General features: G+C 72.6%; 10 protein-coding genes. 5 read left to right on the top strand and 5 right to left on the bottom strand.

Features of this window, described 5'->3' with window-relative positions:
- Nucleotides 1-47: 47 nt before the first annotated feature.
- Nucleotides 48-461, top strand: coding sequence for an SCO4983 family protein (locus tag ABT170_RS17605; protein ID WP_351868279.1), 414 nt, complete (start codon nt 48-50; stop codon nt 459-461).
- 64 nt (nt 462-525) lie between these two features.
- Here ABT170_RS17605 and ABT170_RS17600 read toward each other — a convergent pair whose 3' ends face one another.
- Nucleotides 526-2,256, bottom strand: coding sequence for an Ig-like domain repeat protein (locus ABT170_RS17600; RefSeq protein WP_351868276.1), 1,731 nt, complete (start codon nt 2,254-2,256; stop codon nt 526-528).
- A 324-nt stretch (nt 2,257-2,580) separates the two neighbouring features.
- A complete protein-coding gene (locus ABT170_RS17595; protein WP_351868273.1) occupies nt 2,581-4,416 on the bottom strand; it encodes a phosphoenolpyruvate carboxykinase (GTP) in 1,836 nt (611 codons plus the stop codon).
- Between the two features lie 211 nt (nt 4,417-4,627).
- On the opposite strand from ABT170_RS17595, the gene trhA reads away from it, so the two are divergent.
- Nucleotides 4,628-5,317 (top strand): PAQR family membrane homeostasis protein TrhA, encoded by a 690-nt coding sequence (gene trhA / locus ABT170_RS17590; RefSeq protein ID WP_329946358.1) that lies wholly within the window; start codon nt 4,628-4,630, stop codon nt 5,315-5,317.
- A 116-nt stretch (nt 5,318-5,433) separates the two neighbouring features.
- Here the strand turns inward: trhA and ABT170_RS17585 are convergent, their stop codons facing one another.
- Nucleotides 5,434-7,455, bottom strand: coding sequence for a thioredoxin domain-containing protein (locus tag ABT170_RS17585; RefSeq protein ID WP_351868270.1), 2,022 nt, complete (start codon nt 7,453-7,455; stop codon nt 5,434-5,436).
- Nucleotides 7,456-7,857: 402 nt separating this feature from the next.
- On the opposite strand from ABT170_RS17585, the gene ABT170_RS17580 reads away from it, so the two are divergent.
- Nucleotides 7,858-11,076, top strand: coding sequence for a tetratricopeptide repeat protein (locus ABT170_RS17580; RefSeq protein WP_351868267.1), 3,219 nt, complete (start codon nt 7,858-7,860; stop codon nt 11,074-11,076).
- Between the two features lie 107 nt (nt 11,077-11,183).
- Here the strand turns inward: ABT170_RS17580 and ABT170_RS17575 are convergent, their stop codons facing one another.
- Both ABT170_RS17575 and mca read right to left on the bottom strand, forming a co-directional pair.
- On the bottom strand, nt 11,184-11,420 hold the full coding sequence (locus ABT170_RS17575; protein ID WP_329946361.1) for a hypothetical protein: 237 nt from the start codon (nt 11,418-11,420) through the stop codon (nt 11,184-11,186).
- A 1-nt stretch (nt 11,421) separates the two neighbouring features.
- The gene (gene mca / locus ABT170_RS17570) at nt 11,422-12,303 is read right to left on the bottom strand and encodes a mycothiol conjugate amidase Mca (protein WP_329946362.1); all 882 of its coding nucleotides are present in this window, start codon (nt 12,301-12,303) and stop codon (nt 11,422-11,424) included.
- Nucleotides 12,304-12,401: 98 nt separating this feature from the next.
- Between mca and ABT170_RS17565 the strand changes: the two genes are divergently transcribed.
- Both ABT170_RS17565 and greA read left to right on the top strand, forming a co-directional pair.
- The gene (locus ABT170_RS17565) at nt 12,402-12,812 is read left to right on the top strand and encodes a DUF4307 domain-containing protein (RefSeq protein ID WP_329946363.1); all 411 of its coding nucleotides are present in this window, start codon (nt 12,402-12,404) and stop codon (nt 12,810-12,812) included.
- 182 nt (nt 12,813-12,994) lie between these two features.
- A complete protein-coding gene (gene greA, locus ABT170_RS17560; protein ID WP_266923244.1) occupies nt 12,995-13,492 on the top strand; it encodes a transcription elongation factor GreA in 498 nt (165 codons plus the stop codon).
- Nucleotides 13,493-13,528 lie beyond the last annotated feature (36 nt).

Genomic DNA, 13,528 nt, shown 5'->3' with positions numbered 1-13,528 from the left:
TAAATCCAAGCTAGGATGGATCCCACGCATCACGCAGGAGGCCATCCATGTACGAGCCGATCCGCAGCAAATCGGTCCACACACCGGCCGACGACGCCGACTTCCCGCACCGTTCGCGCGAGGAGGAGCTGGACATCCAGCTCGCCGGGCATCTGGCCGCGCTGCTCGCGGTCACCGACGAGCTGGGGCTCGGCGCGGCGGGCGACCGCATCGCCGAGCAGGTGGCCCGGCTGCGCGGCGCACCGCCCGCCCGGCACGCCGGTCTGACGGACGCGCCCCCGGCCGCACTCCACCGCCGCGCACACGCCCTCGCGGGCCGCGCGCTGGTGGTGTCCGCCTCACGCGCCGACACGGCGGCGGCGATCCTCTCCGCGGAGCGGATGGACGCCCACACGGCGGCGCTGGCCGCCCCGGCACCCGAGGCCACCACCACCGCCGCACATCTGGTCGGCGCCCACTGACGGCCCCGGTCCACGGGCCGTCGAGGCGCGTGGACCGGGTGCCACCCACCGGGTGGGCCGCCGGTCAGCCGGCCCTGCGCACCCGTACGGTCGCCGAGGCCGTCGAGCCGCTGTGCAGCTCGTCGCCCGCGTAGCCGACCGTGTACGTCACCTGGCCGGTAGCCCTGGGCAGGTCATTGATCCGGAACGTACCGTCCGCCGCGACCGCCGCCGAGGTGAGAACGCCGGTCCCCTTCTTGTCCGCACGCTCCACGGTCAGGGTGATCCCGGCCGGAAGGGCGCGGCCCTGACCGGTCAGACGGCCGGTGATCTCCAGCCCCTCGCCCTTCACGCCCTCCGCCGGAGCGGTCAGCGCGAGCGCGGTCGGCGCCTTGGCGACGGCGACGGCGAGCGTCACGTCCTGGGCCGGACGATGTGTCAGGTCCCCGGTGTACGAGACCGTGTACGTGGCGTCGCCGACGAGCGCGGGCACGTCCAGGACCGTGAACGAGCCGTCCGCGTCGACCTCGACGGCGGCGAGCCTGCGGTCGCCGTTCGCGTCGTGGCGCACCGCCGAGACCTTCACCGGCTCGGCGGGCGCGGGCCCGTCGAGCTCCAGCCGCCCCCGGATACCGAGGGGTTCACCGACGACGGCCTGTCCCGGGGTGGTGCTGAGCGTCCCGGTGAAGCGGGAGTCGTGCTGCGCGGCCGGGGGCTGGATGATGTGCAGCCAGTACTCGTTGCCGGAGCCGTTGGTGGTGACGGCGAAGAGGCGTGCGCCGTCCCGCGACCAGCCGAGGCCGCGCGGGGCGACCCGGTTCCCCTCCAGCGCCCCGTCGAAGGCGAACTCCAGCGGCGCCGTACGGTCCGCCGGGTCGGCCGGCTGCACCAGCAGGTCGGCGGTGCCCCCGGTGGCGGCGGCGCCCCGGGCGATGTACTTCCCGTCGCCGCTGAAGGAGACGGCCGACGCCGTGGCCCCCTCGGGCAGCGGCTGGTACGCGACCGGCGCGTCGGACAGGTCGGCGGCGTCCAGGAGCCGGGTGCCCGCGGCGGCGTCGGCGACGGCGACGCGCTGCCCGTCGGCGGACTGCGCGACGTCCTTGAGGTCCAGCGCGCCCTTGCCCGCGGCGTCCGCGAACCGGCGCTCCGGGCCGCGGACGAGCGTGCTGCCGGTCGCGTCGAAGGCGGTGAGGAACGGGTCGGTCACGCCCGCGGTGCGCGGCTGCCCCATGAGGAGACGGCCGGGCGCCTCGGGGCCGCTCCACAGGCGCAGCCGTCCCAGATCGTTCCAGCCGGTGTTGACGACCCCGCTGCCCTCGGCCATGTACAGCCGGCTGCTGCGGGTGTCGCAGTCGCTGGTGGCCGCGACCTCGGTGTACCACTGCTTGCCGCCGGCGAAGGCCACGTCACGCGGGCAGTCCACGTAGTAGTTGGCGTACGCCTGGCCGGTGCGGGTCTGTGTCAGGGTGTCGAAGGAGAGGATTCCGGTCGACTGCGACACATAGAGCGTGGAGCCGTCCGTACTGAGCGCCATTCCCGAGGGCGAGGTGTCGGTGGTCAGCGAACCGACCTTCTCCCCCGCGAAGTTGTACACGAGGACCTGGCCCGCGTTGCGGGACCGGGTGTCGTCGCTGATGTAGACCCGCTCGCGGGCGGAGTCGACGGCCATCGCCGAGTACGAGGAGACCGGGAGTTTGGCCACCCGCTCCCCGGCCGCCATCGCGGCGGGAGCGCCCAGCGCGGTCAGGCCCGCCGTGCCGAGTGTGAGTGCGGTCAGGGTCGCCGCCGTACGGATGCGGTGCCGGGAATTCTTCAACTGAGGTCCCCCCACGGACTCGTTGGCGGCCCGCGTGACGAGCGGACCACCTTGTGAAGAATGAGTCAACAGGAGTGAAGATTCCGTGCGCAAGCATCTGGCGATGCATGGACGTTCTCTATAAATGGGGCGGCCCCTGGAGCCATGAGGGGGCTCCAGGGGCCTTACCGCGGCGGGCTGTTGACCCCACAGGTCAGGGCGGATGTCGGAAGACCCGGCCGCGGGGCACATCGCGGGCGCACCCGGGCACCCGGTGGGCACCCGGTGGGCGGCGTCGCGACGGGCGCCGCCCCCGGGCCGTGTCCGGCCGCGTCCCGGTGCGGGTCAGCCGAGGCGTTCGACCAGCGCGTGGTACTCGTCCCACAGCTCCTTGGGCGTGTGGTCGCCGAAGGTCTTGAGGTGCTCGGGGACCAGGGCGGCCTCCTCGCGCCAGACTTCCCTGTCCACGGTGAGCAGGAAGTCCAGGTCGGACTCGGAGAGGTCCAGGCCCTCGGTGTCGAGCGAGCCCTTGGCCGGCAGGATGCCGATCGGGGACTCGACGCCCTCGGCCCGGCCCTCCAGGCGCTCGACGATCCACTTGAGGACACGGCTGTTCTCGCCGAAGCCGGGCCAGACGAACTTGCCCGCCTCGTTCTTGCGGAACCAGTTCACGTAGTAGATCTTCGGGAGCTTCGACTGGTCGGCCTTGTCCGCGCCGACCTTCACCCAGTGGTTCATGTAGTCGCCCATGTTGTAGCCGCAGAACGGCAGCATGGCGAAGGGGTCGCGGCGCAGCTCGCCGACCTTGCCCTCGGCGGCGGCGGTCTTCTCGGAGGCGACGTTGGCGCCGAGGAAGACACCGTGCTGCCAGTCGAAGGACTCGGTGACCAGCGGTACGGCCGAGGCGCGCCGGCCGCCGAAGAGGATGGCCGAGATCGGCACGCCCTTGGGGTCCTCCCACTCCGGCGCGATGATCGGGCACTGGCCGGCGGGGACGGTGAACCGGGCGTTGGGGTGGGCGGCGGGCGTGCCGGACTCGGGGGTCCAGTCGTTGCCCTTCCAGTCCGTGAGGTGCGCGGGCGCCTCCTCGGTCATGCCCTCCCACCAGACGTCGCCGTCGTCGGTGAGCGCGACGTTGGTGAAGACGGAGTTGCCCCACATGGTCTTCATGGCGTTGGCGTTGGTGTGCTCGCCGGTGCCGGGCGCGACGCCGAAGAAACCGGCCTCGGGGTTGATCGCGTAGAGGCGGCCGTCCTCACCGAACCGCATCCAGGCGATGTCGTCGCCGATGGTCTCGACGGTCCAGCCGGGGATCGTCGGCTCCAGCATGGCGAGGTTGGTCTTGCCGCAGGCCGACGGGAACGCGGCCGCGATGTACGTGGGGTCCACCGACTCCCCGGGCGGCGGCGTGAGCTTCAGGATCAGCATGTGCTCGGCGAGCCAGCCCTCGTCGCGGGCCATCACGGACGCGATGCGCAGCGCGTAGCACTTCTTGCCGAGCAGGGCGTTGCCGCCGTAGCCGGAGCCGTAGGACCAGATCTCCCGGTCCTCGGGGAAGTGCGAGATGTACTTGGTGGAGTTGCACGGCCACGGAACGTCCTCCTGGCCCTCCTCCAGGGGTGCGCCCAGCGTGTGGACGGCCTTGACGAAGAAGCCGTCGGCGCCGAGCTCGTCCAGGACGGCCTGTCCCATGCGGGTCATGGTGCGCATGGAGACGGCGACGTACGCGGAGTCGGTGAGCTCGACCCCGATCGCGGAGAGCGGCGAGCCGACGGGGCCCATGCAGAAGGGCACGACGTACATGGTGCGGCCTCGCATGGAGCCGCGGAAGACACCCTGATCACCGGTGAAGATCTCCCGCATCTCGGCGGGCGCCTTCCAGTGGTTGGTCGGGCCCGCGTCCTTCTCCTCCGCGGAGCAGATGAAGGTGCGGTCCTCGACGCGGGCGACATCGCTCGGGTCGGACGCGGCGTAGTACGAGTTCGGGCGCTTGGCCCCGTCGAGCTTGGTGAACGTGCCCTTGACCACGAGCTCCCCGCACAGGCGCTCGTACTCGGCCTCGGAGCCGTCGCACCAGACCACCCGGTCCGGCTGGGTGATGGCTGCGATCTCGTCGACCCAGGAGACCAGCTCCTGGTGGTTGGTGGGGGCAGTGGGGGGAGCCGCGATGTCGCGCGCCACGATCGCTCCTAGTTGAGGGTGTCTGTTGTCAGTTGCCCCGTGGGGGCCGCGACCCGGATGCTTCGAACCTTTCGATTTCCCCTGGCGCTCATCCGGTGCCGACTGCACTCATTTGATCATCCGACCGTTTCGCCCATATGTCCAGGGGGCCGCCCACGTGAGCATCACCACTCATATCCGTTACCTACGGTGGCGTAGGTAGCATGCGGACATGACTTCTGCCGCCGCTGCCGCTGCGCCCGAACCCGTCGCCCTCGACCCCGTACCGGTGAAACCACGGATGCGCGGCTGGCTGCACGCCGGAATGTTCCCCGCGGTGCTGATCGCCGGGGTCACCCTGATCGCCCTGACCGACAGCACCCGCGGCCGGATCGCCTGCGCGGTGTACATCGTGAGCGCGTGCCTGCTGTTCGGCGTGAGCGCCGTCTACCACCGCGGCAACTGGGGCCCGCGCGGCGAGGCCGTGCTCCGGCGCCTCGACCACGCCAACATCTTTCTGATCATCGCGGGCACCTACACCCCGCTGACCCTGCTCCTCCTCCCGGAGTCCACCGGGCGGCCGCTCCTCTGGGCGGTATGGGCTGCGGCGGCGGCGGGGATCGCCTTCCGGGTGTTCTGGGTCGGTGCCCCGCGCTGGCTCTACACCCCCTGCTACATCGCGATGGGGTGGGCTGCGGTCTTCTTCCTGCCCGACTTCCTGCGCACCGGCGGCATCGCGGTGCTGGTCCTCGTCGTCGTCGGCGGGCTGCTCTACAGCGCGGGCGGCGTGATCTACGGGATCAAGCGGCCCAACCCGTCACCGCGCTGGTTCGGCTTCCACGAGGTCTTCCACTCGCTGACCCTGGCGGCCTTCGCCGTGCACTACGTCGGCATCTCGCTGGTGGCCTACCAGCACGGCTGAGCCACCCGGCGCACGCGCCGTCATGAGGAACGCACGCTCCGTCACGGGGAACGCACGCGCCGTCATGGGGAAGGGGCCGCGTCCCGTCGGGATGCGGCCCCTTCCCGTACCGGACCTCAGCCGCCCAGCCTGCGCTCCAGCTCGGCCGCGTCCGTCGTCGGCGCGTCGCAGACGAAGTGCCGGCACACATATGCGGTCGGCTCCCCGCCCACCTGCGGCCGGTCCACCAGCAGCGGGAACTCCGCTCCGGCGTCCGGCCCCTCGCCCGCGGCGACCACCGCACCCGGCGCGCGGCCCAGCAGCGCCGTACGGTGCAGCTCACCGCCCACCGGCCCGGCGACGGCCACCTCGCGCGGCCCGTCGAGCAGCGCCTCCGCGACGGCGAGCCCCCAGCCGATGAACCGGGGCGCACGCGGCGCGAGCGCCTTCACCACCCCCAGGGCGCCTTCGGCGGCGGTGCGATGGGCCTCGGAGCCGGTGTGCGCGGCGTAGGAGAGCAGTGCGCCCGCCGCCGCGGTCCAGCCGGCCGGAGTGGCACTGTCGGTGGGGTCCTGCGGGCGGCGGATCAGCTGCTCGGCGTCGTGCGCGGTGTCGTACAACTGCCCGCCCTCACCGGTGAACTGCTCCAGCACGATGTCCAGCAGGAAGCCCGCGAACTCCAGCCAGACCCCCTCGCCGGTGACGGCGGCCAGCGCGAGGAAGCCCTCGGCGACATCGCCGTAGTCCTCCAGCACCCCGGCGTTGGTGCCCGTCCGCCCGTCCCTGGACGTCCGCGAGAGCCGGGCGACATCGCCCAGGTGGACCCGTACGAGCAGATCGGCCGCCTCGGTGGCCCGCTCGATCAGGTCGGGCCGGCCGAAGTACGCCCCGGTCTCGGCGAGCGCGGCGATCGCGAGCCCGTTCCAGGCGGCGACCACCTTGTCGTCCCGCCCCGGCCGCGCCCGCTCCTCGCGCGCCGCCAGCAGCCTGGCCCGTACGCCCTCGACCCGCGCGGCGTCCGCCCCGTCCCCGCTCTCCGGCAGCCGCAGGACGGAGGCCCCCTCCTCGAAGGTGCCCTCCTCGGTGACGCCGAAGTGCGCCGCGGCGAAGGCGGCGTCCTCCTCCCCGAGCACCTCGCGCAGCTGCGCGGGCGTCCACACGTAGAACGCGCCCTCCACGTGCCTGCCGCCCGCGTCCTCGCTGTCGGCGTCCAGCGCGGAGGCGAAGCCGCCCTCCGCGGTGCGCAGCTCGCGCACCATGAAGTCGGCGGTCTCCAGGGCGATCCGGCGGGCCAGGTCCGAGCCGGTGGCCCGCCACAGATGGGCGTACACCCGGCACAGCAGCGCGTTGTCGTAGAGCATCTTCTCGAAGTGCGGCACGACCCACTCCCGGTCCACCGAGTAGCGGGCGAAGCCGCCGCCGAGCTGGTCGTAGATCCCGCCCCGGGCCATCGCTGCACAGGTGTCGGCCGCCATCTGAAGCGCGCCCTCGGCCCCGGTGCGGGCATGGTGCCGCAGCAGGAACTCGACCGCCATGGACGGCGGGAACTTCGGCGCGCCGCCGAAACCGCCGTACTTCTCGTCGTACTCCCGGGTCAGCCCGAGCAGCGCCTGCGCCGTCTCCGGCTCCCCCGGTACGCCCTCGCCCCCGTGCGCCAGCGACCGCCCCGCGAGGTCCCGCACGATGCGCGCGGCGACCTCGGCGACCTCCTCACGCCGGTCGGTCCAGGCGGCGCTGACCCCTTCGAGGACCTGGAGGAAGGAGGGCGAGCCGTGCCGGGGCTCGGGCGGGAAGTACGTACCGAAGTAGAAGGGTTCGGCGTCCGCCGTCAGGAAGACGGTCATCGGCCAGCCCCCCTGCCCGGTCGCCGCCTGCACCGCCTCCATGTAGACGGCGTCGACATCGGGCCGCTCCTCGCGGTCGACCTTCACCGGCACGAAGTGCTCGTTCAGATACGCGGCCACGGTGTCGTCCTCGAACGACTCGTGCGCCATCACATGGCACCAGTGGCAGCTCGCGTAACCGACGCTGAGGAGCACCGGCACATTCCGCCTGCGCGCCTCCTCGAACGCCTCGGGCGACCAGGGCCACCAGTCGACCGGGTTGCCGGCGTGCTGGAGCAGGTACGGGGACGTGGTCTGCGCAAGTCGGTTGGCCATGGGCCCAATCCTCCCGCACCCTCCCCCACGACGCGCCTGCGCCACGGGGCGGGGGCGGGAACGGGCAGATGGCGGAAGCGGCGACCTCGCGCCCTTCCGCGGTCGGGCGCCCCCGCCTCACAGGAGTCGCGTGTGTACCCCTGTCACGGCGGGACCGGCGAGGACGACGGGCTCAGAGCCCGTCCCCGGGTGTGGGAAGCGCCGCACGGCATCGGCCGGCTCGCCTCGCACCCGGCCCGTTCTAACGACTGGGCGGCCGACAGCCACGCCGAGTCCGCCCGGCTGCTCCGCGCCGCCGCGCTCCCCGAATCCGCGCGCACCCACGGGTGGCGGCTCTCGCGCCCGCGCGCCCCGCGCAGGACACTGGGCGCGTCAGGCCGGAGCTCTCGGAGGGGGACACATATGCGGGACAGCCATCGGGCGGAAGCCGAACGGCTGTTGGTGCGCGCCGTGGAGGAGGAGGCGCGGCGGGCCGGCGGGCCGGCGGACTCCGGCGCGCTGATGGCACGGGCGCGGGAGGCGCTCGGCACCATGGCGGCGGTCGCGGAGGAGGAGTACGCCGCGTACACGCGGGCGCTCGAAGCGGCGGAGGCGGGCGCGCAGCCGCTGTCCCGGCGCTTCAGCAGAACGACGCTCGGAACACCGCTCCTGGTGACGGGAGTCGCCGCCACCGCGGCGTTCGGCGCCGATCTGGCGCTGGGCACGGCGTCCGGGATCGCCCTCGGCGCGGGCGCCGCCGTCGCGGTGGCCGGTGCCGCCGCGACCGTGGCCCGGGTGACCGCGTCGCACTGGCCCGCCGCCCACCGCAGGGCCGGAGCGCTGAACCAGCCCGGCGGCCCCGAACAACTGCGGCTCCAGTGGCTGACGGCACTGGAGGTACGGGGCATCCGCCCGTACCTCGACCAGCAGCGGATGCTCACCGCCACCGCCCGCGCCCCGAAGAAGGCCGCGGCCCCCGTCGTAGGGCAGCTGCGCGGCCAGGACCGCAGCGCCGCCGCCCGCACCCGGGCGCTCCTGGGGCAGTCCTTCGGCCAACTGCCCACCGCCGAGGGCCCGTTCGCCGGACGCCGCGGCGAACTGGCCCGGATCGCCCAGTGGGTGCACACGGCCCGCGCGTCGGCGGAGACCAGGCCGACCGTCGTCCTGCTGCACGGCGCCCCCGGCTCCGGGCGCACCGCCCTCGCCGTACAGGCGGCGCACGCGCTCAAGGACCAGTTCCGGGGGGCGTGCGTCGTCGATCTGCGCGGCGATGTCGCCGGGGAGAGCCCGCTGCCCACCCGTGACGCGCTGCTGCACCTGCTCAACCGGCTGGGCGCGCCCCGCGAGCAGCTGCTGTTCCGGGACGGGGCCTCGGCCGGGCAGCAGGTGCGGCGGCTCGGCGAGCTGTACCACCAGCACCTCGCCGGGACTCCCGTGACGGTCGTCCTGGACGACGCGACGGACGCCGGCCAGGTCCGCGCGCTGATCCCCGAGCGCTCCGACAGCCTGGTGATCGTCACCTCCCGCGAGCCCCTCGATCTGCCGGCGGACACCCCGGCCTGGGTGCACCGGCTGCCGGTCGAGGGGCTCGACGCGGCGGGCGCGGAGGAGCTGCTGCGCGAGAGCGCCCAAGACGAGGAGGACGGCCCGTACGACTACCCGTCGACCGACGCCGTGGTCGAGCTGTGCGGCGGGCTGCCGCTGGCCCTGCGTGTCGCGGGCTCCGCCCTCGGTGGCCGCACCCGTGCCGCGCTCGCCGCCGGTCTCCGCGCGTACGACGGGGCGGGCCCGGTCGAGCGGGCCCTGTGGCTGCGCTACACCGACCAGTCCGAGCAGGCCCGGCGGCTGCTGCGGCGGCTCGCGCTGGCGGGCCGGGCGAGCCTGGGCGCCGCGGCGGCGGCCTCGCTGCTCGCCACCGACGAGCAGGAGGCCGGGCGGCTGCTGACCGGGCTGGCGCGGGCCGGACTGCTGTCCCATGTGCGCGGTTCGCGCTACCGGCTGCACGATCTCGTACGGGCCTTCGCGCTGGCCCGGCTGCTGGACGAGGAGGAGCCCGCCGAGCGGACCGCCGCCCAGGAGCGGCTTCTGACGAACTACGCGGAGCTCGCCGACGCGGTGATCCGGATGGTCGACGGCAAGATGTCCACCCGCGCCGGACAGTTCGGCCCGCACGGCTTCACGTCCCTGGACGCGGCCCTGCGCTGGCTGGACGAGGAGTCGAGCTTCATCACCTCGGCGCTGCGCCACGCGGAGGGTGTGGACCAGGGCGCGGTGCTCCATCTGCTGGGCGCGCTGTGCGACTACTGCCTGCTGCGCGGCGACCTGTACCGGCTGGGCGAGATCAGCGAGCTGACGCAGGCCGTCGACAAGGGGCTGCTGGAGCGCTCCGTGCAGTGGCGCACCGGTATCGCGGCCCGGCAGCTCGGTGAGCTGGACAAGGCCCGCACCACGCTGTCCTCGGTCGTGGGCCTCTACCGCGAGGCGCACAACGACGCCGGGGAGGGGCTCGCCCTGTGCTCGCTGGGCATCACCCTGCACCACCAGGGCAACCTCACGGAGGCGGCGGAACGGCTGCGCGAGGCGCTCGCCCTCCAGGCCCCGGACGAGCAGGCCGGGGACCGCGCCTGGACCCTGCACGCCCTGGCCGCCGTCGAACGCGACCGTGCCGGTCTGGCGGAGGCGCTGTCCCTGCTGGAGGCCGCGCTGGCCCTGCACCGCGAGGGCGAGTCCCTGCACGGCGAGGCCTGGACGCGGTTCCAGCTCGGCCAGGTACGGCTGCGGACCGGCGAGGTGGTGGCCGCCGAGGAGGCGCTGCGCACCGCGCTGGAGCTGTACGGGCGCACCCGGGACGAGCGGGGCGAGGCGTGGGCCCTGACCCAGCTGGCCCGTGCCCGGCTGCTGGACGGCGACCCGGGCACCGCGGTGGAGCGGCTGCGCGACGCGCTGGCCCGGCACCGGGACAACGAGGACGCGCGGGGCGAGGCGTGGACGCTCTACTACCTGGGCCAGGCGCTGGAGGAGGACGGCGACACCGGGCAGGCCGTACGGGAGCTGGAGCGGGCGCGCACGATGTTCTCCCGGATGCGGGACGTGTACGGGCTGGCGTGCGCCCGGCACCATTCGGGCCGGGTCACCCGGGACCAGGGGGCGGCCCGGACGGGGAACCTGCGCAACTCCGGTTTCGCCCGTCAGCTCCTGATGGACGCGCGGGCGGACTTCCGGCGCATCGGCGTGGCGCACGGGGAGGCGTGGGCCTGTCTGGAGCTGGTTCTGGTGGACGCGGGCAACGGCCGGGCGGCCCAGGCGCTGGAGCTGTGCGGGGAGGCGGCCGAGCTGTTCGACTCGTACGGGGACGGGCGCGGCGGCGACTGGGCCCGCTTCCTGCGGTGCACCCTGCTGCCGTACGCCTCGGCGGGCGGCAGTGAGGTGGGCACGGTGGTGGCCCAGCAGGAACTGGCGGAGCTGATCGAGGCCACGCACCCCACGAGGGACCCCCGGCTGGCGGACTGCGCGCGGGCGTACGCCCTGGCCCTGGACCGGGGCGTGGACCTGGACGACGGCTGGCAGGCCTGGCGCCTGGGCCTGACGCCCTCCCGCCACGCCCGGGAGATCATGGGGGTCCGGGTGCCGGCGACGCCATGAGCCGCGCGTAGGCATGAGCTGCGCGTGAGGCATGGGGCCGCGCGCAGGCATGGGCCGGTCTCCGGACGCGCTCGGCCGGCGAGCGCGTCCGGGGACCGGTCACGGCACTATGTGCGCGGCGCGGCGGTCTCCGCCGCCGTCCCGTCCGGGACGGCGTCCGGATCCGGCGCCTCCACGAAGTCGACCTTGCCCATGTGGCGGTTCATCGACTTCATCAGCAGCCACACGCCGACGGCGAGTGCCGCGAAGACGAGGAAGCCGAGAACGCCGGGAGTGACCTTGTTCTTGTCGAGCTCATCGGCGGCGAGCGGGACGAGGTGCGTCAGTGCCTGGGTCGCGTACATATCAGGCATTGTCGCGGATGCCCGCGAAGAGGTCGCTCTCGGGGAGGGAGGTATCGACCAGAGACTTGGCCAGCTCGTACTCCTCGGTCGGCCAGACCTCCCGCTGGATGTCCATCGGCACCCGGAACCAGCCGCCGTCCGGATCGATCTGCGTCGCGTGCGCGATCAGCGCCTTGTCGCGGATCTCGTAGAACTCGTCGCACGGAACATGCGTGGTCAGCGTGCGTTCGTCGCGCTCGAACTCCTTCCAGCGCTCCAGCCACTCGCCGTACGGGGACTCCAGTCCGCGGGCGAGGAGCGCCTCGTGGAGGGCGACGGTGCGCGGCCGGTTGAAGCCCTGGTTGTAGTAGAGCTTCTGCGGCTGCCAGGCGGGACCGAACTCGTCCTCGGGGAACTTCTCCGTGTCGGCCGCACCGTCGAACGCGATCATCGTGATCTTGTGGGTCATGATGTGGTCCGGGTGCGGATATCCGCCGTTCTCGTCGTACGTGGTGATGACCTGCGGCCGGAAGGCGCGGATCTTCGACACGAGACGCCCCGCCGCCGTCTCGTCGTCCTCCAGCGCGAAACAGCCCTCGGGCAGCGGCGGCAGCGGGTCGCCCTCGGGCAGCCCCGAATCGACGAAACCGAGCCACTCCTGCTTGACGCCCAGGATCTCCCTGGCCTCGTCCATCTCCTTCCGGCGCACCTCGTGGATGTTCTCCTCGATGTACGCGTCCCCCTGGAGCTTCGGATTGAGGATGGAGCCGCGCTCGCCCCCCGTGCAGGTCACGACCAGCACGTCCACCCCCTCGGACACATACTTGGCCATCGTGGCCGCGCCCTTGCTCGACTCGTCGTCGGGGTGGGCGTGAACGGCCATCAGGCGCAGCTGCTCAGTCAAAGCTTCGATCCTCAGTGATTGGTCGCATTGTGCGGCTTCTATAGTGACCGAACCGGGGGGTGGAAAATTCCTCGATCCCCGGCACAGGAGGAACGATCATGACGGCGGTTCGTGAGGCCACGCCCGAAGGGCGCTACGGCCGGACCGAGGATCAGCGCGCCGACCGCAGGCTGAAGATCATCGGGGCGTCCCTGGGAGTCGCCCTGCTCGGCGTGGTCGCCTGGATCGGTTTCGACTACGTCGGCGGCCAGGGCATCAGCGCCGAGGTGATCAAGTCCAAGATCGTGTCGGACACCCGGGCCGAGGTCCATCTTGAGGTGCGCAAGGACGGCGGCGGCTACTGCACGCTCCGCGCGCTGAGCGAGGACGGCCGGGAGGTCGCGCGCCGGGACTTCCGCTTCGATCAGCCCTCCGACCGGATCGACGACGTCGTGGCCCTGCGGACGACGTCCAGGGCGACCGCGGTCGAGCTGATGGGCTGCACGGCGGGCGGCGGGTCCTCGCGTTGACGGATCCGGGCCGCCCCTGATCCGCTCCGTCCGGTGCTGACCTGCCCGGATACGGGATTGATGATTTACCTTCTCCCCCTTTTCCTGCGGAATTGTTAGGCTCGTGGTTTCGCCCACCCGTGGAGGCACATGCTTCTGGGTAGGGCGATGCTTTGTATTCCCAGTACCGACGAGGAGCACCTGTGACCCAGACCAGCGAAAACGTCACCTGGCTCACGCCGGAGGCGTACAGCCAGCTCAAGGCCGAGCTGGAGTACCTGTCTGGTCCCGCGCGCACGGAGATCGCCGTAAAGATCGCGGCGGCCCGTGAGGAGGGTGACCTCCGGGAGAACGGCGGGTACCACGCGGCCAAGGAGGAGCAGGGCAAGATGGAGCTGCGGGTGCGCCAGCTCACCCAGCTCCTGGAGCACGCGAAGGTCGGCGAGGCCCCCGCCGACGACGGCGTGGTCGAGCCCGGCATGGTCGTGACGATCGCCTTCGACGGCGACCCGGACGACACTCTGACCTTCCTGCTCGCCTCGCGCGAGTACGCCAGCTCGGACATCGAGACGTATTCCCCGCAGTCCCCGCTGGGCACCGGCGTGAACGGCAAGCGGATGGGCGACGACGCCGAGTACGAGCTGCCGAACGGCAAGACCGCCACGGTGAAGATCCTCAGCGCGAAGCCGTACACCGGCTGAGCGGGGACCTCCCCGTGAAGGAGCCTCCGGTCCGAC

The organism is Streptomyces sp. NPDC001787 (genome assembly GCF_040297465.1).
In the GTDB taxonomy this organism is placed as follows: domain Bacteria; phylum Actinomycetota; class Actinomycetes; order Streptomycetales; family Streptomycetaceae; genus Streptomyces.
The sequence above is the reverse complement of the archived record's forward strand: the minus strand, read 5'-3'. Positions and strand labels throughout refer to the sequence as shown.

What these genes read in the sequence shown, in the direction of transcription:
- trhA (WP_329946358.1), top strand. Translation starts at nt 4,628, where the DNA reads ATGACTTCTGCCGCCGCTGCCGCTGCGCCCGAACCCGTCGCCCTCGAC.
- ABT170_RS17580 (WP_351868267.1), top strand. Translation starts at nt 7,858, where the DNA reads ATGCGGGACAGCCATCGGGCGGAAGCCGAACGGCTGTTGGTGCGCGCC.
- ABT170_RS17565 (WP_329946363.1), top strand. Translation starts at nt 12,402, where the DNA reads ATGACGGCGGTTCGTGAGGCCACGCCCGAAGGGCGCTACGGCCGGACC.
- ABT170_RS17575 (WP_329946361.1), bottom strand. Translation starts at nt 11,420, where the DNA reads ATGTACGCGACCCAGGCACTGACGCACCTCGTCCCGCTCGCCGCCGAT.
- ABT170_RS17605 (WP_351868279.1), top strand. Translation starts at nt 48, where the DNA reads ATGTACGAGCCGATCCGCAGCAAATCGGTCCACACACCGGCCGACGAC.
- ABT170_RS17585 (WP_351868270.1), bottom strand. Translation starts at nt 7,455, where the DNA reads ATGGCCAACCGACTTGCGCAGACCACGTCCCCGTACCTGCTCCAGCAC.